Below are 25,539 nucleotides of genomic sequence, written 5' to 3'. Positions count from 1 at the left end.
TCGGGGCGCGGTTTGGGGAGGGATGCTAGCGCAAGCCGCCAGCGCCGCTTTGGGCGAGATCAATTCTCGCTCTGTGCCGGTGCCTCAATGAGCAGGCGCACCCGCCCCTTGCGGCGTCAGCTTCGGCAGGAACCAGGCGAGCAGGCCGATCGCCGGCAGGAAGGCGCAGATCGCATAGACCGCGTCGATCCCGATCCGGTCGGCGAGTTCGCCGAGCAGCGCGGCAGCCACCCCGCCCAGCCCGAAGGACAGGCCGTAGAACAACCCGCCGACCAGTCCGATGCGGCCGGGCATCAGCTCCATCGCGTAGATCAGGATCGCGGCAAAGGCGCTGGACATGATCAGGTTGATGACGATCGTCAGCACCCCGGTCCAGAACAGGTCGGCGAAGGGCAGCATCAGCGTGAACGGCAGCGCGCCCAGGATCGAGAACCAGATGATCTTGTTGCGGCCGATCCGGTCACCCATGATGCCGCCGAAGATCGCGCCCGCCGCCGAGGAGCCGAGGAACAGGAACAGCATGACCTGCGAGGTCTGCACGCTGACCCCGAACTTGCCGATCAGGTAGAAGGTGTAGAACGAGCTGAAGCTCTGCGAATAGGCGTTCTTCGAGAACAGCAGGATCACCAGGATCGTGACCGCGAAGGCAACCGCCGCCGTCGAGCGCGCTGGGGCCGCCGCAGCCGCCTTCGCCTTTGCAGGTGCCGCCGCCTGCTGGCGCTGCAGCTGCGCATAGCGCCCGGCGGTCCAGGTCATCAGCATCATCGCGACCAGAGCCGCGGCGGAGAACCAGGCCAGGCTCGCCTGCCCGCGCGGCACGATGATGAAGGCGGCCAGCAGAGGCCCGAGCGCCCCGCCCGTCTGTCCGCCGACCTGGAAGATGCCCTGCGCCAGCCCGTGACGCCCGCCCGAGGCGTTGCGCGCCATGCGCGTCGCCTCCGGGTGGAAGATCGAGGAACCGAGCCCGACGCAGCCCGCCGAGAGCAGCAGCAGCGGGTAGCTGCCGGCATAGGCCAGCCCGATCAGCCCGGCGAGCGTGAAACCCATGCCCGCGACCATCGAATAGGGCATCGGGTTCTTGTCGGTATAGGCCCCGACCAGCGGTTGAAACAGCGAGGCGGTGATCTGGAAGGTCAGGGTGATCAGGCCGATCTGCCCGAAATCCAGGCCATAGGCGGTCTTGATGATCGGGTAGATCGCCGGGATCAGCGACTGCATCATGTCGTTGAGCAGATGCGTCGCGCTGAGCGCCAGCAGCACCGGCATGGCGGCGGCCTGGGCGATGCGGGCGGGCGGCGTGGTGGCGGTCATGTCCGAGGGGTATCCGGTTCGAGCCAGGCCATTTTGCTAGCCATTGAACCGGCGCGAGCCGCTAAGCCAGCGAAATGAATGCAGGGGCGCCATGCAGCAGCCCGCCGGTGACGGCATGACCCTGCGGCGTGCACGGCTCTTGCTTGTGGGCCGGCACTGTCGCTATGGCGACAGGGCCCCCCCTCAGGCACCCCGCCGCCACACAGGATTCCCGTCAGATGAGCGTCGCCAACGGCCGGCACATCCTCGCGATGCCGGGGCCGACCAATATCCCCGACCGCGTGCTCCAGGCGATGATGCGCCCGGCCGAGGAGCTGAGCTCGAAGCCGATCGTCGATCTGACGGAGTCGGTGCTGGCCGATCTCAAGCGCGTCTTCCGCACCACCGGCGAGACCTTCGTCTACGCCGCCAACGGCCATGGCGGCTGGGAGGCGGCGCTGACCAATGTGCTGTCGCGCGGCGACAAGGTGCTGGTGCTGGCGAGCGGCCGCTTCGCCATCGGCTGGGGCGAGATGGCCGCCTTCATGGGCGCCGATGTCGAGGTTCTGCCGGGAAGCTGGCGCGCTGCGATCGACCCCGCCGCCGTCGAGGCACGGCTGCGCGCCGATGACGGCCACGCCATCAAGGCCGTGCTGATGGTGCAGATCGACACCGCCTCGGGCGTCGTCAACGACGTCCCGGCCGTGCGCCGCGCCATCGACGCCGCAGGCCACCCGGCCCTGTTCATGGTCGACGGCGTCGCCTCGGTCGGCTGCATGCCCTTCGAGATGGATTCCTGGGGCGTCGACGTCGCCATGTCGGCCTCCCAAAAAGGGCTGATGACCTCGCCGGGGCTGGCCTTCGTCGCCGCCAACGAGAAGGCGATTGCCGCGCACAAGACCGCGACGATGAAGACGCTCTACTGGGACTGGTCGTCGCGGATGAACACGCTCGCCTATATGAAGCATTGCGGCACCGCGCCCGAGCATCTGCTCTTCGGCCTGCGCGCGGCGCTCGACATGATCTTCGAGGAGGGGCTGGAGGCCGTCTGGGAGCGCCACCGCCTCCTCGCCGGCGCGACCCATGCCGCCGTGGCACGCTGGTCGCAAGGCCAGGCCGTGACCTTCAACATCACAGACCCCGCCCAGCGCGCCCCCTCCGTCACGCCGATCCTGGTCCAGGGCGTCGAATCCACCGTGATCACCAACTTCGCCCGCGATATCGGCGGCGTCTCGCTCGGGCTCGGCATCGGCGATCTCACCGGCAAGGCCTTCCGCATCGCCCATATGGGCCATGTCAACGCGCCGACCGTGCTGGGAACGCTCGGCGTCGTCGAGATGGCGCTGCAGGCGAAGGGCGTGCCGCACGGTTCCGGCGGCGTCGATGCGGCGGTGGCGTATCTCGGGGCTGCGACAGCCTGAGCGTTCTCCAGTTCTGGTGACCAAGTCGTAAGGCGGGGTCATCCCGGGCGGAGCGAAGCGCAGACCCGGGATCCATTCCGGAACGCTGCTCGGTCAGCTTCCGGAATGGATCCCGGGTCTCCCGGAGCCTGCCCTTGGGGCGGCCGAAGGCCGGACCCGAGGGGTCGCCCGGGACGACGGCGCGTCAGGCGACGAGCCGCCCCCCCACTCCTGCCACACCCTGTCAGCATCGCGCCCCGCGACGACGCGCCGCTGGCGGCTTGCGTGATAGACAACGCCGCCGCCCGCCCCATGGGCTGGTGTGGCGCGGCTTTTGCCCTATCTCTACGCTTCATCCCTGACCGGACGCCCCCATGGCTCGCAAACCTTCCACCGGCGGCACATCCGCGTCCGGCTCCCGTACCGCCCCCGTCGGCAACAAGACCTCGCTCGCCGACCAGGCCGCGTCGCTGGAGGCGATGTTCGACGAGGCCCGCCGCACCGACTCGCGCATGATCACTGTGCGCGGCGCCCGCGAGCACAATCTCAAGAACGTCGACCTCGCGATTCCCCGCGACAAGCTCGTCGTCTTCACCGGGCTGTCGGGCTCGGGCAAATCCTCGCTCGCCTTCGACACGATCTATGCCGAGGGCCAGCGCCGCTATGTCGAGAGCCTCTCGGCCTATGCCCGCCAGTTCCTGGAGATGATGAGCAAGCCCGATGTCGACCAGATCGACGGGCTCTCGCCGGCGATCTCGATCGAGCAGAAGACGACCTCGAAGAACCCGCGCTCCACCGTCGGTACCGTCACTGAGATCCACGACTACATGCGCCTGCTCTGGGCGCGCGCCGGCGTGCCCTATTCGCCCACGACCGGCCTGCCGATCGAGAGCCAGACCGTGCAGCAGATGGTCGACCGGCTGGTCGAGCTGCCGGAGAAGACGCGCGGCTACCTGCTCGCCCCCGTCGTGCGCGGCCGCAAGGGCGAGTTCCGCAAGGAGATGGCAGAGTGGCTCAAGCGCGGCTTCCAGCGCGTGAAGATCAATGGCGAGTTCGTCGAGATTCCCGATGCGCCCGCGCTCGACAAGAAGTTCAAGCACGACATCGACGTCGTCGTCGATCGCCTTGTGATCCGGCCCGATCTCGGCGCGCGCCTCGCCGACTCGCTGGAGCAGGCGCTCGACCTCACCGACGGCATCGCCGTCTTCGAATATGCCGACGAGAAGGAGGAGGACGGCTCGCCGCGCCGCATCGTCTTCTCCTCGAAATTCGCCTGCCCGGTCTCCGGCTTCACGATCCCCGAGATCGAGCCCAGACTCTTTTCATTCAACAACCCCTTCGGCGCCTGCCCGGCCTGCGACGGCCTCGGCCACGAGATGCGCATCGACCCGGACATGATCGTCCCGGATCCCTCGCTCAGCCTGAAGAAGGGCGCCATCGCGCCCTGGGCCAAGTCGACCTCGCCCTATTACGGCCAGACGCTGGAGGCGCTCTCGCGCCATCTCGGCTTCTCGATGACCAAGCCCTGGGCCGAGCTCCCCGACAGCGCCAAGATCTCGATCCTGTTCGGCACCGGCGCCGAGCCGGTCCGCATGGCCTATAATGACGGGCTGCGCGCCTATGAGGTGAGGAAGCCCTTCGAGGGCGTCATCACCAATATGGAGCGGCGCTGGAAGGAGACAGAGTCGGACTGGGCCCGCGAGGAGATCGGCCGCTTCATGTCCGAGACGCCCTGCAAGGCCTGCCAGGGCTTCCGGCTCAAGCCCGAGGCGCTCGCGGTCAAGATCGACGGCTGCCATATCGGCGAGATCTCGCGGCTCTCGGTCAAGGACGCGCTCGACTGGGTCACCCGCCTGCCCTCGCGCCTCAGCCAGAAGCAGAACGAGATCGCCCCGCGCATCCTCAAGGAGATTCGCGACCGGCTGACCTTCCTGCTCGATGTCGGGCTGGAATACCTGACGCTGGCCCGCGCCTCGGGCACGCTCTCGGGCGGCGAGAGCCAGCGCATCCGGCTGGCGTCACAGATCGGCTCCGGCCTCACCGGCGTGCTCTATGTGCTGGACGAGCCCTCGATCGGCCTGCACCAGCGCGACAATGAGCGGCTGCTCGGCACGCTGCGCCGGCTGCGCGACCTCGGCAACACCGTCATCGTCGTCGAGCATGACGAGGACGCGATCCTCACCGCCGATTACGTCGTCGATGTCGGCCCCGGCGCCGGCATCCATGGCGGGCGCATCGTCGCCCAGGGCACGCCGCAGCAGATCCTCGACAATCCCGACTCGCTCACCGGCAAATACCTCACCGGCGAGATGTCGGTCGCGGTGCCCGTGCGCCGCCGCAAGGCGCAGAAGGGGCGTTCGCTCAGGATCGTCGGCGCCCGCGGCAACAACCTCAAGGATGTCTCGGTCGAGATCCCGCTCGGGCTGTTCACCTGCATCACCGGCGTCTCCGGCGGCGGCAAGTCGACGCTGGTCATCGACACGCTCTACAAGGCGGTGGCGCGCAAGCTCAACGGCGCGATCGACCACCCCGCCCCGCATGACCGCATCGAGGGCATCGAGCATCTCGACAAGGTCATCGACATCGACCAGTCGCCGATCGGCCGCACCCCGCGCTCCAACCCCGCGACCTATACCGGCGCCTTCACGCCGATCCGGGACTGGTTCTCCGGCCTGCCCGAGGCCAAGGCGCGCGGCTACCAGCCGGGCCGCTTCTCGTTCAACGTCAAGGGCGGCCGCTGCGAGGCCTGCCAGGGCGACGGCGTCATCAAGATCGAGATGCACTTCCTGCCGGATGTCTACGTCACCTGCGACGTCTGCAAGGGCAAGCGCTATGACCGCGAGACGCTGGAGGTGAAATACCGCGACCACTCCATCGCCGACGTGCTCGACATGTCCGTCGAGGAGGCCAAGGACCTGTTCAAGGCCGTGCCCTCGATCCGCGACAAGATGGAGACGCTCGCCCGCGTCGGGCTCGACTATGTCAAGGTCGGCCAGCAGGCGACGACGCTCTCGGGCGGCGAGGCCCAGCGCGTCAAGCTCTCCAAGGAGCTTTCCAAGCGCGCCACCGGCCGCACCCTCTACATCCTGGACGAGCCGACCACCGGCCTGCATTTCCACGACGTCGCCAAGCTGATGGAGGTGCTGCACGAGCTGGTCGAGCAGGGCAACTCCGTCGTCGTCATCGAGCACAACCTCGAAGTGGTGAAGACGGCCGACTGGGTGATCGACATGGGGCCCGAGGGCGGCGACGGCGGCGGCGTCGTGGTGGCCGAGGGCACGCCCGAGGCGATCGTCAAGGCCGGCAAGGGCCACACCGCCCGCTTCCTCAAGGAGGTGCTGGAGCGGCGGCCGATCGCGAAGGGCAAGGCGGTGCGGGAGGCGGCGGAGTGACGGTTCGGGCGCAATTCCTCACCCGTCTCCCACGGTAGCGCCTGCACCAATCCTGCACCAATCCTGCGGCTCGGGAGGCACGCCACGGCGACGAACTCCGAACAATGGGCAGCGTACCGCAAAAGACCTTGGCGACCCCGAATCGTCATCAAATTGAAAGTTTTTTGATCATCGCTTGCATTGGCACCGCCTGCCTGCTGTAATCTGCGCGTGTCAAAGATGCGTTGATCAATCATGAGCCTTGAACTATCAACACTTCGGCTAAATCATGTTCTCGCCGAAATGTCAGCGCGCGTTCGGGATATATATACCTCCGAGATCGAGCGTTTTGATGCGTCGATCACGGCGATGGAGAATCGACTAGCTGCGATAGTAAGTATGATTGAATCTCACAAAATTTACTGCGATTATTTTTCGCAACGCGTCAATCATTATATAAATGCACCAAAAAAATATGAATTTATATATTCTATACGACACAGTTCTTTGATTGGACACGAAGCTGGGCAAATAGATAGTGAATTTTCTCATTTCTATCAAAATATAAGTTCAACTACCGCTTCGGCCGGTAAGTCGATCTATAATTACTTAACTCTCAGAATACTTATACGATCGGGTTTCTTTTTATCGAGAGGCAGAGAACACGGATCGTTTGCCTGCAACCACCTTGGGCGCTTGGATTTTATTGCAACTGTTTGGCAAAAATCCGATCTAGGTAATATTTGCACAGATCAAAATCATATATTCTCGGAGTCAGATCTTTCTCGAGCATATTTCGAAACTATTCATTCGCTACACATAAACGGTTCAAGTTTCTCGGATATTGAGGATTTTATAATTCGCACTGCCGATCCAGTAGGCACTTTAGCAAAATATGAGTACGATATTTTAATTATACGAGATCCAAAGACTTTTTTGCAGGAATATACTCAGGATTGTTTTGGAAATACACCATCATACGTCGTCACAAAGATTGAGGGCCGCCCCGAGCACGACCCAGCATTTGAAGCTTCTACATCGATCCCAGGGGTCGGCGAGATACAAGAAGTTGGTAGCTCAAAGCGAGCCGCAACGGTCCTTGTAGCGGAATCCATACTATCCAAACTGGAAGACCTAAATCAGCCACAATTTAGGAAGTATCAAGAAAAACGAATAAACGAATACTATAACAAAACACGCTGTACAGCATTACGTTGGGTTCCCTCTGATAGACAAGTCAAGCAGGCGCGTTCCTGGATTAACACCCATAAGTTGCGATGGAACGTCAGCGATAAAGATACAATTTCTTGTTTCTCAACGACATCAACCTATGATCAGAATGGCGCGTGTACGCATTGTAGCGGCACCGCAGCATTAGTTGGCAGTCAATTTATAGCAGCAATAGCCCTATCCTGTCAAAGCAACGCACCCAACAACATCAGAGTACCGGTCGCTACAGATAAACTCAGAGAGATTTACTGCGTAGAAGCTGGAGAGAAACAAATTTTTATTAAACATCATGAAATTAGCAAAGCACAATTACACGACATAATACAGAGTTTAATGTACGCTAATTCAGTGGTTTCAACAGAAGAAAATTTTCAATTTCTAAAGTCAATTTTTGAAAGTAGCCTCGAAAACTATAATAAAAAATTTGATCTTGGAGATAGATCTGCAGGGCAGATCGAGACGTTTATTGATATCAACGCACGTTTTAATGATAAAGCTCCATACTCTCAAATCCTTCAAGAATTTACTCAATCATTTTCTGACCGAGCAAAGCCTGATTTCTTGACGTATCCCGATACCAAAAACATGCATGCTCCAAACCACAAAGTCGTCTGCAAATACAAAAATAATACAACGACTGGATTCGGATCAACACTAAAGGCGGCGCGTAATGTCGCTTCATATAATATGCTTATAGCGATTTATAGGGATAGCAAAATTGTTTGACCAAAATCATCTAAATGAAAACAGTATGAAAATCAAACTGCTGCATGAAATCGATATTGTGCGCCAACTGGGATTCGATCTTAACAAATTATTTTATAAGCATTCAGCCTCCGGTATAACGATTAGGGAATACTCTATATCTATAGTAAACAGACTTTTGGAGCTGTCTGAAGATTGCATTGAAAGTTTAGAACGTGGCCGCATGATAACGGCAAGTATGACAGCAAGAGGCTTGCTGGAAACAGCAGGGACGTTTATTGATTTTATCGACAAGATGATTAGAGCGCGAAACGCCAATGATAAAGAGAAATTTCGCAATACTTTAAGAAAACATTTCTTTGCATCTCGAGAATTCGAGACAGAGCTAGGAATAAAATCGCCACATGTCGCTGATGGAATCAGGTTTCTAGACAAGCATATGCCCGAAGCATCTGACATCTATAACGTTCTATGCGAGGCGGTCCACCCAAATTGGGCCGGCACAGGGGGGCTGATCATGCATAATAGTCGAGATAGCCCAATATTTATGAGGTCGTATTTTGCTATATGCAGGTCATACGATTCCTTAGCGGCGACAGATAAAGTATCGCGCAGCTCTTTTATTGGTCCATTAAGGCCAGATATGCTTCTCGGCTGGTAATAAAACAATAATATCAAAAAACTAAATCATTTGTTCACGTGTATACGTTTTATTGTAATAATATTGATATTCATTTTTTGAATTGGCTGATTATCGACCACGCTCGCTTTTGAGTACTATGGCAGACGCAGACTGAAGCAACATGGTCCCTGTCAACTGTGACTGGTCACATGCGGTGCCAATCTCATCGCGGTTCCCACGCAACCTTATCCCCGCCCTCCCCGCATCCCCCATACTCCCCTCGCCCATCACCCAAACGGGGCGGCCAACCGGAGGTGTGCCAGTGGCTGGGTGAAGGGTCGGCGCCTGCGGCTGGTTTCACACGCCAGTCCCGGGAGGTTTCGGGGCACCGCCCTGGGGGTACTACGGCCCCTGTGCGAGGAGCTCGCTGGAACGGTCGTCGGCAAACGCCGTCGTCCCATGCCCAAATAGACGCGACAACCCGATGAGGGGCACTGGCGTCGAAAGGGCTCGCGGCGATGGCCGGCCTTCGACCCGATAAGCGCGGCCCGGAGACGAAAAACGCCGAAGGCGGAGCGCCGGGGGGCGTGCGACGGGTGGCTCAATCCTGTCGCGCCGCAGCCTGGCTCAACGGTTGCGGCCTCTATACCCCGCGCCTCGCGGCGCTCCGCCAGCCCCGTTCTCGCAAACCGACGCTGCAACAGCGGGCGGGGGCCGGCGCTCGCCCCCTCCCCGCAAGGGAGACGATCCATGACGCAACGACGCGGCCGCTTCGCCGACATCCCGCCCATCACCGATTTCGAGAGCTGCCAGAGGGTGCGGCCGCTGCTGCTGCATCGCTGCGGCGATCTCGTCCAGGTCTGGAGCTTCTGCCCGAACCGGACCTGCCGGCGCCAGCGGAGCTGCCGGCGCAGCGACGGAGCATGCTTCATCGCCTTCATGCAGGCTGCCCCCGACACGGAACGCCGCCGCTTCCGATACGCCATCGAGAACCGGCAGGCCGGGCTCGACCCGGACGAGGCCTGCCGCCGCGCCGATGCCCGCGTCGCCGAGGAGATCGCGCAGGACGGCGGGTGAGCGGCGCGGCGGCTCAGGAGGCCTATCCGTGCCCTTCCCCCTCGCCGTCATCCCGGGCGCAGCCCTCGGGTCCGATCTAAGATCGGCCCAAGGATAAACTCCGCGGAGACCCGGGATCCATGCCGGAACGCTGGTTCCGAGAGGGTCCGGAATGGATCCCGGATCGGCGCCGCTGACGCGGCTTGTCCGGGATGACGGCAGTGAGGGTGAGGCCATCTGGTCGGACGGACCCGCCCCGGCATGCCCCTTGGGCACCCATGGGAGCGCCAAGCCAGACCCGCCCGCCATGGTCACGCCTCGTTAACCGCTACCCTCGCACCCTGCCCGCTTCGTAGGAAAGGAGACAGGATGACGAGATCCGCCACCCGCGCCGCCCTCATCGCCGCCACGCTCGGCCTTGGCCCTCTGCCGGCCGCAGCCGCCACCGCCACCCCGCTCGGCCAGTATGGCAGCTGGAACGCCGCCGCCTTCGGCCAGGGCGAGGCGCGCAGCTGCTACATCCTCGCCACCCCCACCAGCGCCGCGCCCGAGACGCTGCGCCATGGCGACGTGTATTTCTTCGTCAAGGAGAGCGAGACGCCGCAGCGCACCGAAGCCAGCCTGCAGGCCGGCTATGAGTTCGCCACCGGCTCGGAGGTCACCGTCACCATCGGCGACGACACCTTCCGCATGATCACCCAGGGAAGCCATGCCTGGCTGCGCCGGGTCGAGCGCGAGCCGGAGCTGCTGGCGGCGATGCGCGCCGGCCGCATCATGGAGCTGGAGGCCCGCTCCGGCCGCGGCAACGAGACGCGCTACGCGTTCTCGCTCGCCGGCGTCACCGCCGCCTCGCGCCATCTCGCGGCCTGCGACTGAGAAGGAGGCCGGGCGGCCGGCCGAATCGCCGGATTCGCGCCGCCCGGCCCGGTTTGCGCTCCCGAACGCGCCGATTCGCCACGAGAATGGTGAATCGACGCTTATATGCAGCGCAACATCGTTAAGGGGCCTATCCTGCCCAAACCGGCGGCAGATCGGACCCTGGCCCCTGAGCAGCCACGGCCCTTGATCAGCGATTAGGCAGAAACGCGACGAATCTTACCGATCCGTTAACCGCTGGACGCGGGCGAAGCGGCAAAAGTGAAGGTTTTGAGAATGGTTCATGCGCTGATCGCATAACGGAACTGACGTGATGCCTCTGTTTGCGCCGCACTGGCTCACTTATATGCACTGCACAACGAATTCGTCGCTGTGGGCACCGACCCGCTCCGGAAACCTAGTAGGACCCCGTTATGTTCGTCACCATGATCGCCGCCAAGATCCGCTCTTACCTGCGCTATCGCGAGACCGTTCGCGAGCTCTCCCGCCTGACCGACCGCGAGCTCGATGATCTCGGCCTGTCGCGCTCGGAAATCACCTTCGTCGCGCGCACCCACGCCGCCGTCTGAAGGCTCGGCGCTCCGCAACCGGGGCGCCGGTCACGCCTGGTATCTCCTGGACGAAGCGACCCTCCCTCGCGACGTCCGGTTGAAGAGCGAATGCCCGCCGCAAGGCGGGCATTTTGCATTTCGGGCCCGGCTTCCCTTGACGTCGGCGGCGGCGGGCGACACATCGAGGCGATGGAACCCGTTCACATCATCGGCGGCGGTCTCGCCGGCTCCGAAGCCGCCTGGCAGATCGCCAGGGCCGGCGTCCCCGTCATCCTCCACGAGATGCGGCCCGTCCGCGGCACCGAGGCGCACAAGACGGAAGGGCTGGCCGAGCTCGTCTGCTCCAACTCCTTCCGCTCCGACGATTCGCTCTCCAACGCGGTGGGCCAGCTCCACTGGGAGATGCGCCGGCTCGATTCGCTGATCATGGCGACCGGCGACGCCCATCAGGTCCCGGCCGGCGGCGCGCTGGCCGTCGACCGCGACGGCTTCTCCCAGGGCGTCACCGCGGCGCTCGAGGCCCATCCGCTGGTCACGATCGACCGCGCCGAGATCGCGGGCCTCCCCCCGGCGGACTGGGACAGCGTCATCATCGCCACCGGCCCGCTGACCTCGCCCGCCCTCGCCTCTGGCATCCAGTCGCTGACCGGGGAGGATGCGCTCGCCTTCTTCGACGCCATCGCCCCGATCGTGCATTTCGATTCGGTCGACATGGACCAGGCCTGGTTCCAGTCGCGCTATGACAAGGCGGGTCCAGGCGGCACCGGCGCCGACTACATCAACTGCCCCCTCGACCGCGACCAGTACGAGGCCTTCATCGACGCGCTGCTCGCGGCGGAGACGACCGAGTTCAAGGAATGGGAGGGCACGCCCTATTTCGACGGCTGCCTGCCGATCGAGGTGATGGCGCAGCGCGGCCGCGAGACCCTGCGCTGGGGCCCGATGAAGCCGGTCGGCCTGACCAACAAGCATAACCCGACGGTCAAGGCCTATGCGGTGGTGCAGCTGCGCCAGGACAATGCGCTCGGCACCCTGTTCAACATGACCGGCTTCCAGACCAAGCTGAAATATGGCGAGCAGGCCGCGATCTTCCGGATGATCCCGGGCCTGCAGAACGCCGAGTTCGCGCGGCTCGGCGGTATCCACCGCAACACCTATCTCAACTCGCCGAAACTGCTCGACGAGCGGCTCCGCCTGAAAGCCGATCCGCGCCTGCGCTTTGCCGGGCAGATCACCGGCTGCGAGGGCTATGTCGAAAGCGCCGCGATCGGCCTGCTGGCGGGCCGCATGGCGGCGGCCGAGCGGCTCGGCCAGGCGCTCGACCTGCCGCCCGCGACAACGGCGCTGGGCGCGCTGGTCAACCACATCACCGGCGGCCACATCGTCACCATCGACGAAGGCCCGCGCTCCTTCCAGCCGATGAACATCAATTTCGGGCTGTTTCCCCATATCGAGGGCCAGGCGACGCATGGCCCCGACGGCAAGAAGCTGAAGGGCCCGGCCAAGAGCGTCGCCCGCAAGCATGCGCTGACCGCGCGCGCGAAGGTCGAGATGGAGGCCTGGGCCGGCGGGGAGCAGGCTCAGGCGGCGGAGTAACCAAGGCTCGTCATGCTCGGGCGCAGACCCGAGCATCTCAGGACGAGAAAGCGTGCGAGCATCTCCGGCCAGAGATTCTCGGGTCTGCGCTTCGGCTCCGCCCGAGAATGACGAGGTTGCTCAGCCAGCCGCCTTCGCCGCGCGCCAGATCGCCCATTGCCGCTGCCAAGCCGGCATGGTGATGATCGTGCGGTAGGGATCGTAGCCCGAGCGCTCCATGCGCTTGAGATAGGGCTCGACCAGCACCACCGGCAGGAAGGCCGGCATCACCGCGGGCGGGATCGTCGCCCGCAACTCGCGCAGCTTCCCCAGATGCCCGCGCGCGATCGCGCGCATCTCCTTCAGCGAATAGAGCACGCCCGGCCCGCCGCGCCCGCGCACGATGTCGTCGCGGGTGACGCCGTTGCGGGCGAGGATGTCGCCGGGCAGATAGACCTGCCCCTCGGCCGCATGCCAGGGGAAGGCGCGCATCAGCCCCGTCAGCGCATAAGCGACGCCGGCATAGCCCGCGGCCGCCGCCCCGCCGGGATCGCGGCCATTGGCGAGGATGATCGAGGCCAGCCGGATCAGCGCGCTCGCGGTCTCGCCGGCATAGCCCTCGAGATCGCGCTGCGACGGCATCGGGTCGTCATAGAGATCGAAGATGCGCGCCTCGATCAGCCCGGTCAGCGGCGCGATCGGCAGGCGGTAGCGGGCGATGGTGTCGAGCAGCGCGGCCGCGACCGGATGGGCCTGCACTTCGCCGGCACTCTGCCCCTCGAGCAGATCGCGCCACCACTGCATCCGCACCTCGCCCGGCAGCGGTTCGCTGACCAGCGCGCGCACGCGGGCAATCTCCAGACTGAAGGCATAGAGCGCCATCAAGGCCGGGCGCTGCGATTCGGGCGCGTAGAGGCAGGCGATGTAGCGGTCGTGATCCTGCTCGCGCACCACGCTGGCGCAGTGCGCATAGGCCTGCGGCAGCGCCGAAGGCGTGGTCTCGCTGCGACGGTCGGTCTCGGTTGCCTGCGGCATCATCTGGCCTCGATCCGGTGCCTGCCCCCTGGCCACGTATGCGGCAGTGTAGGACGAGGCGCGGGTCGCTGGCTACGCCTCTCGGACATGGGGGACGCGATTTGGCCGACGCGAATGGGGCCGGACCACGCGACGCCGGGCGCAGCCTCACCCGCAAAGGCCGCGCAGCGGCGCAGGCCGCCCTAATCCACCGCGATCAGCGCGGCGGCGACGCGGCGATCCTCGCCGACGAGCACATTGTAGGTTCGCGCCGCGGCGCCGGTCGCCATGCCCTCGACCGTGATGCCGCGCTCCTTGAGCAGGGCGCGCCAGGCGTGGGGAATGAAGGCGATGTCGGCGCCGGTGCCGATCAGCAGGAAGTCGATCGTGTCGGCTTCGTCCAGCACCCGCTGGAAGCTTTGTGCGGTGACGTCGGCAAAACAGGTCACCGGCCAGATCGCGATTCCCGCCGGCGTCGCCAGGATCGAGCCGACATGGCCCATGCCGGCGAAGCGGAAGCCGCCGGCGCCGAAGGCGTCGAGAGGGTGGCGGCCGGGAACGAAACCGTCGAAGCGGGGCATGCCGGGCCGGCCCGCGTCGCTCAGTTCTTGGCCTTGGCCCCGGCGGGCAGCTTGTCGTCGGCGCCCTCGGAGCGGCTGAAACCCGACCGGACGTCGAGATAGAGCAGGACCGGCGTCGAGATGAACATCGCGGAATAGGTGCAGACGACGACGCCAAACAGCATCACCAGCGCAAAGCCCTCGATCGCCGTGCCGCCGAAGATCACCAGCGCGACCAGCGCCAGCACCGTCGTGGTCGAGGTGATCGCCGTGCGCGACAGCGTCGAGTTCACCGAAAGGTCGAGCAGGTCGGGAATCGACATCGTCTTGTAGCGTCGCAGCAATTCGCGCGTGCGGTCGAACACCACCACGGTCTCGTTCAGCGAATAACCGACGATGGTCAGGATCGCCGCGATCGAGGTCAGGTTGAACTCGAGCTGCGTGATCAGGAAGAAGCCCAGCGTCAGCACGATGTCGTGCAGCGTGCCCAGGATCGCCCCGATCGCGAGCTGCATCTCGAAGCGGAACCAGAGATAGATCAGCACGCCCATGATCGCGAGCACGACGCCGAGCGTGCCGGCCTGGACCAGCTCGCCGGAGACGCGCGGACCGACCGTCTCGACCCGGCGGAAATCATAAGCCGCCGAGAAGGCGTCGCGCGCCTTGACCACGACCTGCTGCTGCGCCACCTCGCCGCCCGGCTGCAGGGCAAAGCGCATCGAGATTTCGCCGGCCGCGCCGAATTCCTGGACCTCGGCCTCGCCGAAGCCCAGCGCATTGGCGCTCTGCCGGACCTGCGCGATATCCGGCCGTCCCGCCTTGGACTGCATCTCGATCAGCGTACCGCCGCGGAAATCGATGCCGAAATTCAGCCCGACCGTCAGGAACAGGAAGAGCACCAGCAGCGAATAGGCAGCCGAGAACGGGTAGCTGAAACGCCGGAAGCGGACGAATTTGAAAGTCGTACCATCGGGAACGATGCGAAGCAGACGCATGCGCTGATCTCCTTGAACAGTGGGCTTGCGTCAGAAAGGCAGGGCCTTGGGGCGGGCCCAGCGATACCACAGCGCGATCAGCATCCGGGTCAGCGTCACCGCCGTGATGACGGTGGTCAGGATGCCGAGAATGAACACGACGGCGAAGCCGCGCACCGGGCCCGACCCCAGCGCAAACAGCGCCAGCGCCGCGATCAGCATGGTGACGTTGGAATCGATGATCGTGGCGAAGGCGCGCTGGAAACCCGCCTCCAGCGCCGAGACCAGCGAGCGTCCCTGATGCGATTCCTCGCGCATGCGCTCATAGATCAGCACGTTGGAATCGACCGCCGTGCCGATCGTCAGGACGATGCCGGCGATGCCCGGCAGCGTCATCGTCGCGCCCAGAACCGACATCAGCCCGAAGATCAGGCAGACATGCACCAATAGCGCGATCGAGGCGATCAGGCCGAACACGCCATACGTGCCGATCATGTAAAGGATCACCAGCACGCAGGCGATCAGCGTCGCCATCTTGCCGGCCTGGATCGAATCGGCGCCCAGGCCTGGGCCGACGGTGCGCTCCTCGACGATCGTCATCTTCGCCGGCAGCGCGCCGGCGCGCAGCAGGATGGCGAGGTTGTTGACCGATTCGACGGTGAAGTTGCCGGAGATCTGGCCCGAGCCGCCGGTGATCGGCGACTGGATGACCGGGGACGAGATGACCTTGTTGTCGAGCACGATGGCGAGCGCCCGGCCGAGATTCTCGGTCGTCGCCTGGCCGAAGCGCTGGGCGCCGCGGATGTTGAAGCGGAAATTCACGATCGGCTGCGAGGTCCGCGAATCGAAGGCGGGCTGCGCGTCGATCAGATCCTCACCCTCGACGATGACACGGCGCTCGACCGGCACCAGCGAGCCGCCGGCATCCTGCGAGGGCAGCATGTCGACATCGCCACCCTGGCTGTCGGCGACCATGCGGAACTGCAGCTTGGCGGTCTGGCCGAGAATATCCTTCAGCCGCTGCGGGTCCTGCAGGCCCGGCACCTGGACGAGGATGCGGTCGAGGCCCTGGCGCTGGATGTTGGGCTCGGTCGTCCCGAGCGCATCGACGCGGCGGCGCAGCACCTCCATCGCCTGCTCGACGGCACGGCGCACGCGCTCATTGGCGCCGGCCTCCGTGACCGACAGCTGGATCAGCCCATCGGGCTGTTCGGCGATGTCGATGGTCTGGTTGCCCGACGGCCCGAAGGCGCCGAGGGTGCCGATCGGCTGCGCGAGTTCGCGCAGCTTCGGCAGAAGCTTGGCCCGGTCGGCGGCCTCGGGAACGCGCACGCTCACGCCGCGCCCGGTCATGCCGATGCCGCCCGAGAACCCGACACGCTCCTCGCGCAGGATGCGCCGCACGTCGTCGCGCAGCTGCGTCACCTGGCTGCGCACCAGATCGGCGCGGTCGATCTCGAGCAGCACATGCGAGCCGCCCTGCAAATCGAGGCCGAGAACGACGGCATGGATCGGCAGCAGGATGCGCGGAATCCAGGACGGCGCGCCCTGCTCGATCGCCTTGCGGGTCTCGGGCGAAAACAGGTTCGGCAGCGCGAAACCGCAGCCGAAGAGCAGCACGAGCAGGACGACGATGACCTTGCGGGTCTGGAAACGGAGCATCTGCGTGTAAAGCCTTGTTGTCGCGCGCCAGCCCGTTCAGGGGCCGGCATCGTCAGCCCGGCGGGGCCTTGTTCAGCTCTTGACCGGCTCGCCCTTGGCGCGAACGTCGGTGATCATGCCCTTGACGAGCTTGACCCTGACGCCGTCGGCGATTTCCGCCTCGAGTTCAGCATCGTCCGTCACCTTGGTCACCTTGGCGATGATACCGCCGGAGGTCACGACCGTATCGCCGCGCCGCACGTTCTTGATCATCTCCTGATGCGCCTTCACCCGCTTCTGCTGGGGACGGATGATCAGGAACCACATGATCACGAAGATCAGCACGAAGGGCACCAGCGACATCAGCATGTCGGTGGAACCACCGGCGCCGGCAGCCTGGGCGAAAGCGGGGGTGATCACGAAAGGGCTCCTTCATCGCGGCGGCGCAGCACGCCCCCGGCCGCAGGGCGCGGCAGAAATCGTCACAGGCCTCTAAAAACGCGCGGACTATAGCCAGAGACGCCGTTAAATCAATCGGACGCGCCTGGCTCGCCGGCAGCGCTCATCACCTATGGGCTTGGCGCTGTTCGCGCAATGGGCTTGCGCTTTGGCGCGACACGCCGTTTACCCTCTGGAGCGCCGTACCGCCGGGTACGGCCGTTGTCGAGACCCGCCCGAAGGCCCGCCATGACCGTCCCCTTCAAGACCGACACCGATGCGACGCTGACCGCCCTGCTGCGCATCGCCGATGCGCTCGAGCGGATCGCGCCGCCCGCGCGCAAGCCCGCCGACCTGACGCTCGCCGACGCCTTCGTCTGGCATCCGGCCGGCAGCGAACTCTCGCCCGTCGCCCGCGTCAACCGCGTGGCGCTGTCGCTGCTGCGCGGCGTCGACCGCGTCCGCGACACGCTGGCGGAGAACACCGAGCGCTTCGCGCGCGGCCTGCCGGCCAACAATGTCCTGCTCTGGGGCGCCCGCGGCATGGGCAAATCGTCGCTGGTCAAGTCGGTCCATGCCGACACCAACACGCGCCTCGCCGGCCAGGCCCTGCCCCTCAAGCTGATCGAAATCCACCGCGAGGACATCGAGAGCCTGCCCGTGCTGATGGGCCTGCTGCGCCCGGACGCGCACCGCGCGATCGTCTTCTGCGACGATCTCTCCTTCGACGGCGACGACACCTCCTACAAATCGCTGAAGGCCGCGCTCGATGGCGGCGTCGAGGGGCGGCCCGGCAATGTCGTGTTCTACGCGACCTCGAACCGCCGCCATCTGATGCCGCGCGACATGATGGACAATGAGCGTTCGACCGCGATCAATCCGGGCGAGGCGATCGAGGAGAAGGTCTCGCTCTCGGACCGGTTCGGCCTCTGGCTCGGCTTCCACAAATGCAGCCAGGACGAGTATCTCGCGATGATCGAGGGCTATGCCGGCCATTTCGGGCTGACGATCGATGCGCAGACCCTGCGCCACGAGGCGCTCGAATGGGCGACGACGCGCGGCTCGCGCTCCGGCCGCACCGCCTGGCAGTACATCCAGGACCTCGCGGGACGGCTGGGGACGAAGCTGGAGGGATGAGCCGGCACCCCGTCATTCTCGGGCTAAGCGCAGCGAAGACCCGAGAATCTCAGACAGGAAGAGGCTCGATAACGAGATCGTCGGGTCAAGCCCGACCATGACGGTCATCAGGCAAAAAAAGAGCGGGGCGGCCATTCCTGGGGCCGCCCCGCTGTGTTCCGACCGGTGGGGTCTCGCGGAGACCGGTCGAAGCTGAACTCAGTTGTTGAGATAGGGCGTCGGATCGACCGGCGCGGAGCCCTTGCGCAGCTCGAAATGCAGCTGCGGCGAGGAGACGTTGCCGGTCTGGCCTGAACTCGCGACGACCTGTCCGCGCTTCACCGTCTCGCCGCGCTTCACCTTGATCTCGCCATTATGGGCATAGGCCGAGACGTAGCCGTTGGGATGGCGGATCAGGACGAGGTTGCCGTAGCCCTTCAGCTCGTTGCCGGCATAGGCCACGGTGCCGCCCTCGGCCGCCTTGACCGGCGTGCCTTCCGGCACGGCGATGTTGATGCCTTCATTGCCGCCCCGGCCGCTGAAGCCGGCGATGACGCGGCCGCGCGCGGGCCAGCGGAAATCGGCCTTCTCGCTGGTCTCTTCGGCTTTCGGCAGGCTCGCGGTGGTGGCAGGCTCCGGCGCGGATTTCGGCACGGCGCTGGCCTTGGGCTCGGCGGCGGGCGCACTGGCGACGACGACCGGCTTGGCGGCCTCGACCGGGCGAGCGGGCTTCACCTCAGCGCTGGCGGGCCTGGTGGCGGCGACAGGCTTGGGAGCGACGGCGGCGACGGCCGGCTTGGCCACGGGAGTGGCTGCAACCGGCGTGGACGCCTTCGCGGCGGCCTTGGCCTTCGCCTCGGCGGCAAAACGAGCCCGCGATTCGCGCATCGCCAGCGCATCGGCCTCAGCTTTCGCCTTGGCTTCGGCAGCAGCCGCCGCCTTGGCCTGGGCAGCACTGGCCTTGGTGTCGGCGGCGGCCTGCACCGACGTCCGGCTGGCCTGGACCGGCGCAGCGGGACGAACCGGCGCGAGCGAAGCGGCAGGCGCCGGGCCGGTAACGAAGCGCGAGGCATCCGAGCGCGGCATATCGGCGCGAACCTCGGCCGGGGCCTGGGCGAACTGCTGACGCGGAGCCGGCGCGGCTGCAGGCGTCGCGCCTGCCGCGTTGTAGACGGGAATCGTCAGGCGCGAGCCCGGCGCGATCGTGGGGCTCGACAGGCCATTGGCCGAGATCAGCGCCGCGCGCGGCACGCCGTAGCGCGACGAGATCATGTCGAGCGTCTCGCCCTGGGCGACGACGATCGGCGTGCCACCCTGAGCCGACCAGCCCGAAGCATTGCCGGCCATCGGCTGCGGCGCGGCGCTTCGCAGGGCGACGGCCGATTGCGGCGGCGGCAAGGGCTGGGAGCGCACCGCCGTCATCGCCGGCGCGGGCGCCGCGTAGACGGCCGTGCTGGCCGAGCGACCGATCGAGCCTGTCGTGGCCGGATCGCGTCCTGGCGCTGCAGCTTCGGCGGTCTTGAAGGGGCTGGCGAAGGGCGTGTCGGTGAAGCGCATCGTTTCCGACGAGCAGGCGCTGACACCCAGGGCGAGCAGGCACGCCGTCGAAGCGCGCAGAACGACACTGAATTTGACCGATCCGGCTGGGCTACGCATGGAACTGGCACTCGCAAACGACGCAACTCGATAGCCAGCATTAAAGCCGTGTTCAGGTTACGAAAGCGTTTCGCACCGCCCCGTCGCGTTTGCTTTTTCGCGGAACGGCCGCGACCGGCGCGGAACCGGCGCCGGCTGGAGGCCGGATGCCGGATCGGCAGTGCCTAGAGCGCCCGCGCCAGCCCCGGGATCAGCGGCGGCAGGCGCACGGCGGGGCCCGGCACATGGTCGAAGCCGCCATCGGCCAGCCGCGTCACCACCACGCGCCGCGCCGCGCCCTCGACCCGCAGCGCCCCGACCAGCCGTCCGCCGGGCGCCAGCCGCAGCAGCAGCGCCTCGGGGATCGCATGGGTGACGCCATTGACCAGGATGCGGTCGAACCGGCCCAGCGTCCGGTCGGCCTGGAAGCCGTCGGCATGGCGCAGTTCGACCGAAGCGCCATAGCCGCTGCCCGCGACGCGCTCATGGGCCGCCAGCGCCAGCGTGCGGTAACGCTCGAGCGAGACCACCGCCCCGCCCATCGCCGCCAGCAGGGCCGTGACATAGCCCGAGCCGGTGCCGACCTCGAGCACGCGTGCGCCGGCCTGCAGGTCGAGCGCGGTGAGGAGCGCCGCGACCGTGTGCGGCGCCGTCATCGTCTGGCCGCAGGGCAGCGGCACGGACACGTCCTGCCGGGCGAGATCGGCGAAGCGCGACGGCGCGAATCGCTCGCGCGCGACCTTCTCCATGGCGCGCAGCACGGCGAGATCGCGCACCCCTTGCGCGCGCAGCGACAACAGGAAGGCGACGGTCCGCTCGCCCTCGCTGGCCGGCAACTCCTCGCTCATGGCGTCGCCCTCGCCGTCGGTCATGGTTCAGTCCGCGCCGACCGACATGACAACCACGTCGTCATCCTGGGCGACCGGAGGTCGACCGGGATCCAATGTCGGGCGCAGGGCTCTACGATGGATCCCGGCGCTGCGCTTCGCTCCGGCCAGGATGATGGCGCAGGTGAGAGAAGCGTCGCTCAAGCAAACACCCGCGCAAAGCGCGTCAGCGTCGGCTCATGCGTCAGGTCGAGTTCGAGCGGCGTGATCGAGATCTTCTTCTCCGCCAGCGCGCGCAGATCGGTGCCGTTGGCCGGCTCGCTCTTGCCGCGGGCAAAGGCGATCCAGAAATACGGGTTGCCGCGCCCGTCCTGGCGCGGCTGGAGCTGCATCAGCTCCTGGTCGCGCCGGCCCTGCACCGTCACCGCGATCCCCGCAACCTCGGCCGGCGCGACATTGGGGAAGTTCAGGTTGAACAGGATCTCCTTGGGGATCCCCTCCTCGAGAATCCGGCGGATGATGCCGGGCGCATGGTGTTCCGCGCAGTCCCAGTGGATGTTCTCGCGCCCGCCGGGACCGTATCCCTGGCTCACCGCGATCGCGGGGATGCCGAGCAGCGTGCCCTCCATGGCGGCGGCGATGGTGCCGGAATAGGTCACGTCCTCGGCAACGTTCTGGCCGCGGTTGACGCCCGACAGGACGATGTCCGGCCGGTTGTCGATCATGATCGAGCGCACTGCCATGATCACGCAATCGGTCGGCGTGCCCGTCACGGCGAAGCGCTTTTCGCCGATCTGCCGCAGCCGCAGCGGGTTCGACAGCGACAGCGAATGCGCCACGCCCGACTGGTCGGTCTCCGGCGCGACGACCCAGACATCGTCGGAGAGCTGCGCCGCGATGCGCTCCATCACAGCGAGGCCCTCGGCGTGGATGCCGTCGTCATTGGTCACGAGAATGCGCATGGTCAGAGGTCTTTCAATAAGGCCGCAACAGGGATGGATGATCGCGGGGAACCCCTCTCCTGTAAGGAGAGGGGCAGGGGTGAGGTGTCGGCCCCTGGACCAGTCGCGCGACGATCTGACGACGGGAGCGGTGAGGTTGCAGCCAAAGCGTCAAACGGCCGACCCTCACCCTGCCCTCTCCCTATGGGAGAGGGTTCCCCGCGCATCATTTCCCACGCGACACGCACTCACGCCTTCTCGATCTTCGTCACGCCGCGCATATAGGGCACCAGCACGTCGGGCACCGTGATCGAGCCGTCGGCGTTCTGGTAGTTCTCCATCACCGCGATCAGCGCCCGGCCGACCGCCGTGCCCGAGCCGTTCAGCGTGTGGACGAAGAACGGGCCCTTGCCGTCCTTGGTCTTGTAGCGGGCGTTCATCCGCCGCGCCTGGAAATCGCCGCAGACCGAGCAGGACGAGATCTCGCGATAGGTCTTCTGCCCGGGCAGCCAGACCTCGATGTCGTAGGTCTTCTGCGAGGCGAAGCCCATATCGCCGGTACACAAGGTCATCACGCGATAATGCAGGTCGAGCTTTTTCAGCACGGCCTCGGCGCAGGCGAGCATGCGCTCATGCTCCTCCGCCGACTTCTCGGGCGTGGTGATCGAGACCAGCTCGACCTTCTCGAACTGGTGCTGCCGCAGCATGCCGCGCGTGTCGCGCCCGGCCGAGCCGGCCTCGGCCCGGAAACAGGGGGTCAGCGCGGTGTAGCGGCGCGGCAGCTCCTCCTCGGAGAGGATCGATTCGCGGACGAGATTGGTGAGCGGGACTTCGGCCGTGGGGATGAGCCAGAGACCACCCGCGAAAGCCTTGGCGAATTCGGCGCCACGCGCCTGCCCATGGCGCGCGACGGCGAGATCGCGGCGCAACTTCTGGACAAAGACGTCGATCTGGATCCGCTCATCCTCGCGGACCTTGTCGTCATAGAGCGCCTGCATCACCGACTGGAAGGTCGTTTCCTCCAGCTTCCCGGCTTCGGAGTTCCGGTCATCAGCCAGCGCTTCCCAGATTTCAGCCGCAGGGCCGTGCTGCCTGAGATTGTCTGGCATCTCGAAGGCAAGCGCCCGAAACTGGTCGCTGACGAATTTGGGTAACTGCGCCGTGCCGAACATCGCCTCGTCGCGCACCAGCAGCGGCGGCATCACCTCCGTATAGCCATGCTCCTCGGTGTGGGTGTCGAGCATGAACTGCCCGATCGCGCGGCTGAGGCGCGCGATCTGACGCTCCAGCACGACGAAGCGCGAACCCGACAGCTTGGCGGCCGTCTCGAAGTCCATCTGGCCGAGCGCCTCGCCGAGCTCGAAATGCTCCTTGGGCGCGAAATTCTGGCCGAACAGCCGCCCGCCTGATTTTTCGGGCGCCTCGCCATGGATTGACTTGACGACATTGCCATGCTCGTCGGCACCCTCGGGCACGTCGTCCTTGGGCATGTTGGGGATCGCCGCGAGCTGCTCGTCGAGCGCCTCCTTGGCGGCCTTCTCCTCGAACTCCAGCGCCGGCTGCAGCTCCTTCAGGCCCGCGACCTCGGCCTTGAGCTGCTCGGCGAGGGCAACATCCTTCGCCCCCATCGCCTTGCCGATCTCCTTGGAGAGGGCGTTGCGGCGCTCCTGCGAGGCCTGGGCCTTCGCAATGGCCGAGCGGCGCGTGTCGTCGAGCGCCAGCAGCAAGGCCGAGAGCGGCGCGAGCCCCCGCCGCTTCAGCCCGGTATCGAACGCCGGGGCGTTCTCGCGAATCCATTTGATGTCGTACATCGTCGTCAGGCCATGCCGTCAGGGGAACAGGCCGTTGCTCTAGACCGGGATCGCGCGCGAGGGAACAGGGTTCGTGACGAACGAGCCCCTACCAGCCCTCTCCGTCATGGTCGGGCTTGTCCCGACCATCCACGTCTTCTCTCGTCGAGCCCTATGACTAAGACGTGGATGCTCGCCACAAGGGCGAGCATGACGCCAAGTCCCCTGAAGGACGAATACTACTCGCTCGCCGCATCCGCAGCGTCGTCGGCCGCCTGCTTGGCCGCGCGCTTGCGCTCGACATAGCCGACCGAAAAGATCGACAGCTCGTAGAGCAGCAGCATCGGCACGGCGAGCATGAGCTGCGAAATCACGTCCGGCGGGGTCAGGATCGCGGCGACGACGAAGACGAAGACGATCGCGTAGCGGCGCTTTTCCTTCAGGAACACGGTGTCGAGGATGCCGGCCTGGCCGAGCAGGGTCAGGATCACCGGCAGCTGGAAGGAGATGCCGAAGGCGAAGATCAGCGTCATGATCAGCGAGAGATATTCGCTGACCTTGGGCAACAGCGCGATGCCGGCCTGCCCGTCGGTGGCCGCCTGCTGCATGCCGATGGAGAACTTCATCAGCACCGGCATGGCGAAGAAGAACACCATCGCCGCGCCCGCGACGAAGAAGATCGGCGTCGCCGCGAGATAGGGCGCAAACGCGGCGCGCTCGTTCTTGTAGAGCCCCGGCGCGACGAACTTGTAGATCTGCGTCGCGATCACCGGGAAGGCGAAGAAGCCCGCCCCGAAGGCCGCGATCTTGATCTGGGTAAAGAGATATTCCAGCGGTGCGGTGTAGATCAGCTGGACATTGGCGCCCGGCCCCGCCGCCCAGACATAGGGCTGAACGAGCACGTTGTAGATCTGCGTCGCGAAGGCGAAGCAGATGAAGAACATCACCAGGAAGGCGACCAGCGACTTGATCAGCCGGGCGCGCAGTTCGATCAGATGGTCGATCAGCGGCGCGCGGGAGGCCTCGATCTCGTCTTCGCCGTCGCGGGTGTTGGCGATGGTCATGCCGCGCTCCCTTCGCCGGAATCGGCGGCTGCGGTCTTGCGCTTGCGCGGCGTCTTCTCAGGCGCGGGCTGCGCCGCCGGTTCGGCCTCGGCCGCCTCGGGCGCGGCCTTGCGGACGCGCTTGGGCTTGGGTTCGGGCGCCGGCTCGGCGGCGGCCGCGACCTCGGACGGCGCGATCGTGACCGGCGGCAGCGGGTCGGGCACGGGAATGGCCGCGAGCTTGGCCTCGGCCTCCTTCAGCGCCGCATCGTCGAGACCGGTCGAGGCCGGCATCTCGATCGGCTTGAAATCGGAACTCCAGCTCTCGCTGTTCATCGCCGTCGACACCGAGCCACCGACATCCTCGACCTGTTTCTTCAGGTCGTGGAGCTCGGCCTCGCGCATCGCGTCGTTGAACTGGCCCTGAAACTCGGTAGCCATGCGACGCATCTTGCCGACCGCCTGGCCGACGGCCCGCATCGCCTTCGGCAGGTCCTTGGGGCCGATCACGACGAGCGCGACGGCCCCGACCAGCATGAATTCGCTCCAGGCGATGTCGAACATCGACAGTTCGTCCTCTCAGCCTCCCGCGAAGGGAAGGCCAGGCCTCAGGCCTTGGTCTCGGCCTTCGCGGGCGCGGAAGGGGTGGCCTGCGCGTCGATGATCTTGGGATCGGCAGGGGTCGCGGCTGTGGGCGCCGGCGGGGTCTCGTCCTCGGCCATACCCTTCTTGAACGACTTGATGCCCTTGGCGACGTCGCCCATCAACTCGGAAACCTTGCCGCGACCGAACAGCAGCATCACGATGACGCCGACGACGATCCAGTGCCAGATGCTGACGCCACCCATGGCGAACTCCCTCGATTTGAATGTTGCCGGGGGCTTG

Annotated in this window: 22 protein-coding genes; 9 read left to right on the top strand and 13 right to left on the bottom strand. The window is 65.3% G+C overall.

The annotated features are described in order from the left end of the window. Window positions 1-84: 84 nt before the first annotated feature. Window positions 85-1,311, bottom strand: coding sequence for an MFS transporter (locus Q8S38_RS06880; RefSeq protein ID WP_305679676.1), 1,227 nt, complete (start codon window positions 1,309-1,311; stop codon window positions 85-87). Between the two features lie 218 nt (window positions 1,312-1,529). Here Q8S38_RS06880 and Q8S38_RS06875 point away from each other — a divergent pair, with 218 nt between their 5' ends. The 8 genes from Q8S38_RS06875 (at window position 1,530) to trmFO (ending at window position 12,697) form a co-directional block, all read left to right on the top strand. Then, window positions 1,530-2,711, top strand: coding sequence for a pyridoxal-phosphate-dependent aminotransferase family protein (locus tag Q8S38_RS06875; protein WP_305679675.1), 1,182 nt, complete (start codon window positions 1,530-1,532; stop codon window positions 2,709-2,711). 458 nt (window positions 2,712-3,169) lie between these two features. Continuing rightward, window positions 3,170-6,082, top strand: a complete 2,913-nt coding sequence (gene uvrA / locus Q8S38_RS06870) for an excinuclease ABC subunit UvrA (protein ID WP_305679705.1) — start codon at window positions 3,170-3,172, stop codon at window positions 6,080-6,082. Window positions 6,083-6,316: 234 nt separating this feature from the next. Beyond that, window positions 6,317-8,017: a putative dsRNA-binding protein gene (locus tag Q8S38_RS06865; protein WP_305679674.1), complete on the top strand. Its 1,701-nt coding sequence runs from the start codon at window positions 6,317-6,319 to the stop codon at window positions 8,015-8,017. Window positions 8,018-8,042: 25 nt separating this feature from the next. Then, window positions 8,043-8,657: a hypothetical protein gene (locus Q8S38_RS06860; RefSeq protein WP_305679673.1), complete on the top strand. Its 615-nt coding sequence runs from the start codon at window positions 8,043-8,045 to the stop codon at window positions 8,655-8,657. A gap of 711 nt (window positions 8,658-9,368) precedes the next feature. Beyond that, window positions 9,369-9,695: a hypothetical protein gene (locus Q8S38_RS06855; RefSeq protein WP_305679672.1), complete on the top strand. Its 327-nt coding sequence runs from the start codon at window positions 9,369-9,371 to the stop codon at window positions 9,693-9,695. Window positions 9,696-10,043: 348 nt separating this feature from the next. After that, window positions 10,044-10,550, top strand: coding sequence for an invasion associated locus B family protein (locus Q8S38_RS06850; RefSeq protein ID WP_305679671.1), 507 nt, complete (start codon window positions 10,044-10,046; stop codon window positions 10,548-10,550). 413 nt (window positions 10,551-10,963) lie between these two features. Then, window positions 10,964-11,119 carry a DUF1127 domain-containing protein gene (locus Q8S38_RS06845; protein ID WP_305679670.1) on the top strand — a complete coding sequence of 52 codons (156 nt, stop codon included), beginning with the start codon at window positions 10,964-10,966 and terminating at the stop codon, window positions 11,117-11,119. A gap of 171 nt (window positions 11,120-11,290) precedes the next feature. Next, window positions 11,291-12,697 carry a methylenetetrahydrofolate--tRNA-(uracil(54)-C(5))-methyltransferase (FADH(2)-oxidizing) TrmFO gene (gene trmFO, locus Q8S38_RS06840; protein WP_305679669.1) on the top strand — a complete coding sequence of 469 codons (1,407 nt, stop codon included), beginning with the start codon at window positions 11,291-11,293 and terminating at the stop codon, window positions 12,695-12,697. A 120-nt stretch (window positions 12,698-12,817) separates the two neighbouring features. Here trmFO and Q8S38_RS06835 read toward each other — a convergent pair whose 3' ends face one another. The 5 genes from Q8S38_RS06835 to yajC form a co-directional block, all read right to left on the bottom strand. Next, on the bottom strand, window positions 12,818-13,711 hold the full coding sequence (locus Q8S38_RS06835; RefSeq protein WP_305679704.1) for a phytoene/squalene synthase family protein: 894 nt from the start codon (window positions 13,709-13,711) through the stop codon (window positions 12,818-12,820). A gap of 182 nt (window positions 13,712-13,893) precedes the next feature. Beyond that, complete coding sequence (locus Q8S38_RS06830; RefSeq protein ID WP_305679668.1) at window positions 13,894-14,271, bottom strand: Mth938-like domain-containing protein; 378 nt, start codon at window positions 14,269-14,271, stop codon at window positions 13,894-13,896. 20 nt (window positions 14,272-14,291) lie between these two features. Further along, complete coding sequence (secF, locus tag Q8S38_RS06825) at window positions 14,292-15,245, bottom strand: protein translocase subunit SecF (RefSeq protein ID WP_305679667.1); 954 nt, start codon at window positions 15,243-15,245, stop codon at window positions 14,292-14,294. A 30-nt stretch (window positions 15,246-15,275) separates the two neighbouring features. Next, entirely contained in the window at window positions 15,276-16,886 is a 1,611-nt protein-coding gene (gene secD, locus Q8S38_RS06820; protein ID WP_305679666.1) for a protein translocase subunit SecD, read from the bottom strand. Between the two features lie 72 nt (window positions 16,887-16,958). Further along, window positions 16,959-17,234, bottom strand: a complete 276-nt coding sequence (yajC, locus tag Q8S38_RS06815; RefSeq protein WP_305679703.1) for a preprotein translocase subunit YajC — start codon at window positions 17,232-17,234, stop codon at window positions 16,959-16,961. A gap of 318 nt (window positions 17,235-17,552) precedes the next feature. On the opposite strand from yajC, the gene Q8S38_RS06810 reads away from it, so the two are divergent. Next, window positions 17,553-18,440 (top strand): ATP-binding protein, encoded by an 888-nt coding sequence (locus Q8S38_RS06810; RefSeq protein ID WP_305679665.1) that lies wholly within the window; start codon window positions 17,553-17,555, stop codon window positions 18,438-18,440. Window positions 18,441-18,638: 198 nt separating this feature from the next. On the opposite strand, the gene Q8S38_RS06805 is transcribed toward Q8S38_RS06810, so the two are convergent. The 7 genes from Q8S38_RS06805 to Q8S38_RS06775 all read right to left on the bottom strand — a co-directional run bounded on the left by Q8S38_RS06805 (window position 18,639) and on the right by Q8S38_RS06775 (window position 25,502). Beyond that, the gene (locus Q8S38_RS06805) at window positions 18,639-20,075 is read right to left on the bottom strand and encodes a LysM peptidoglycan-binding domain-containing M23 family metallopeptidase (RefSeq protein ID WP_305679664.1); all 1,437 of its coding nucleotides are present in this window, start codon (window positions 20,073-20,075) and stop codon (window positions 18,639-18,641) included. A 164-nt stretch (window positions 20,076-20,239) separates the two neighbouring features. Further along, a complete protein-coding gene (locus Q8S38_RS06800) occupies window positions 20,240-20,926 on the bottom strand; it encodes a protein-L-isoaspartate O-methyltransferase family protein (protein WP_305679663.1) in 687 nt (228 codons plus the stop codon). Window positions 20,927-21,081: 155 nt separating this feature from the next. Next, window positions 21,082-21,843, bottom strand: a complete 762-nt coding sequence (surE, locus tag Q8S38_RS06795) for a 5'/3'-nucleotidase SurE (protein WP_305679662.1) — start codon at window positions 21,841-21,843, stop codon at window positions 21,082-21,084. 227 nt (window positions 21,844-22,070) lie between these two features. Continuing rightward, window positions 22,071-23,633, bottom strand: coding sequence for a serine--tRNA ligase (serS, locus tag Q8S38_RS06790; protein WP_305679661.1), 1,563 nt, complete (start codon window positions 23,631-23,633; stop codon window positions 22,071-22,073). A gap of 218 nt (window positions 23,634-23,851) precedes the next feature. Beyond that, window positions 23,852-24,676 (bottom strand): twin-arginine translocase subunit TatC, encoded by an 825-nt coding sequence (gene tatC, locus Q8S38_RS06785; protein ID WP_371125847.1) that lies wholly within the window; start codon window positions 24,674-24,676, stop codon window positions 23,852-23,854. Beyond that, entirely contained in the window at window positions 24,673-25,218 is a 546-nt protein-coding gene (gene tatB / locus Q8S38_RS06780) for a Sec-independent protein translocase protein TatB (RefSeq protein ID WP_305679660.1), read from the bottom strand. The genes tatC and tatB overlap by 4 nt, the downstream gene beginning before the upstream one ends. A gap of 44 nt (window positions 25,219-25,262) precedes the next feature. Beyond that, window positions 25,263-25,502 (bottom strand): twin-arginine translocase TatA/TatE family subunit, encoded by a 240-nt coding sequence (locus Q8S38_RS06775; RefSeq protein ID WP_305679659.1) that lies wholly within the window; start codon window positions 25,500-25,502, stop codon window positions 25,263-25,265. Window positions 25,503-25,539: the final 37 nt, after the last annotated feature.

Origin of the sequence: Allobosea sp., from assembly GCF_030695125.1 — a bacterium.
Lineage (GTDB): Bacteria > Pseudomonadota > Alphaproteobacteria > Rhizobiales > Beijerinckiaceae > Allobosea.
Note: the sequence above shows the minus strand (reverse complement) of the source record. Positions and strands in the feature narration are given on the sequence as shown.

Bases quoted from the DNA above. Each gene is read 5' to 3' on its own strand.
- Q8S38_RS06880 (WP_305679676.1), bottom strand. From the start codon at position 1,311: ATGACCGCCACCACGCCGCCCGCCCGCATCGCCCAGGCCGCCGCCATG.
- Q8S38_RS06875 (WP_305679675.1), top strand. From the start codon at position 1,530: ATGAGCGTCGCCAACGGCCGGCACATCCTCGCGATGCCGGGGCCGACC.
- uvrA (WP_305679705.1), top strand. From the start codon at position 3,170: ATGTTCGACGAGGCCCGCCGCACCGACTCGCGCATGATCACTGTGCGC.
- Q8S38_RS06865 (WP_305679674.1), top strand. From the start codon at position 6,317: ATGAGCCTTGAACTATCAACACTTCGGCTAAATCATGTTCTCGCCGAA.
- Q8S38_RS06860 (WP_305679673.1), top strand. From the start codon at position 8,043: ATGAAAATCAAACTGCTGCATGAAATCGATATTGTGCGCCAACTGGGA.
- Q8S38_RS06855 (WP_305679672.1), top strand. From the start codon at position 9,369: ATGACGCAACGACGCGGCCGCTTCGCCGACATCCCGCCCATCACCGAT.
- Q8S38_RS06850 (WP_305679671.1), top strand. From the start codon at position 10,044: ATGACGAGATCCGCCACCCGCGCCGCCCTCATCGCCGCCACGCTCGGC.
- Q8S38_RS06845 (WP_305679670.1), top strand. From the start codon at position 10,964: ATGTTCGTCACCATGATCGCCGCCAAGATCCGCTCTTACCTGCGCTAT.
- trmFO (WP_305679669.1), top strand. From the start codon at position 11,291: ATGGAACCCGTTCACATCATCGGCGGCGGTCTCGCCGGCTCCGAAGCC.
- Q8S38_RS06835 (WP_305679704.1), bottom strand. From the start codon at position 13,711: ATGCCGCAGGCAACCGAGACCGACCGTCGCAGCGAGACCACGCCTTCG.
- Q8S38_RS06830 (WP_305679668.1), bottom strand. From the start codon at position 14,271: ATGCCCCGCTTCGACGGTTTCGTTCCCGGCCGCCACCCTCTCGACGCC.
- secF (WP_305679667.1), bottom strand. From the start codon at position 15,245: ATGCGTCTGCTTCGCATCGTTCCCGATGGTACGACTTTCAAATTCGTC.
- secD (WP_305679666.1), bottom strand. From the start codon at position 16,886: ATGCTCCGTTTCCAGACCCGCAAGGTCATCGTCGTCCTGCTCGTGCTG.
- yajC (WP_305679703.1), bottom strand. From the start codon at position 17,234: ATGCTGATGTCGCTGGTGCCCTTCGTGCTGATCTTCGTGATCATGTGG.
- Q8S38_RS06810 (WP_305679665.1), top strand. From the start codon at position 17,553: ATGACCGTCCCCTTCAAGACCGACACCGATGCGACGCTGACCGCCCTG.
- Q8S38_RS06805 (WP_305679664.1), bottom strand. From the start codon at position 20,075: ATGCGTAGCCCAGCCGGATCGGTCAAATTCAGTGTCGTTCTGCGCGCT.
- Q8S38_RS06800 (WP_305679663.1), bottom strand. From the start codon at position 20,926: ATGACCGACGGCGAGGGCGACGCCATGAGCGAGGAGTTGCCGGCCAGC.
- surE (WP_305679662.1), bottom strand. From the start codon at position 21,843: ATGCGCATTCTCGTGACCAATGACGACGGCATCCACGCCGAGGGCCTC.
- serS (WP_305679661.1), bottom strand. From the start codon at position 23,633: ATGTACGACATCAAATGGATTCGCGAGAACGCCCCGGCGTTCGATACC.
- tatC (WP_371125847.1), bottom strand. From the start codon at position 24,676: ATGACCATCGCCAACACCCGCGACGGCGAAGACGAGATCGAGGCCTCC.
- tatB (WP_305679660.1), bottom strand. From the start codon at position 25,218: ATGTTCGACATCGCCTGGAGCGAATTCATGCTGGTCGGGGCCGTCGCG.
- Q8S38_RS06775 (WP_305679659.1), bottom strand. From the start codon at position 25,502: ATGGGTGGCGTCAGCATCTGGCACTGGATCGTCGTCGGCGTCATCGTG.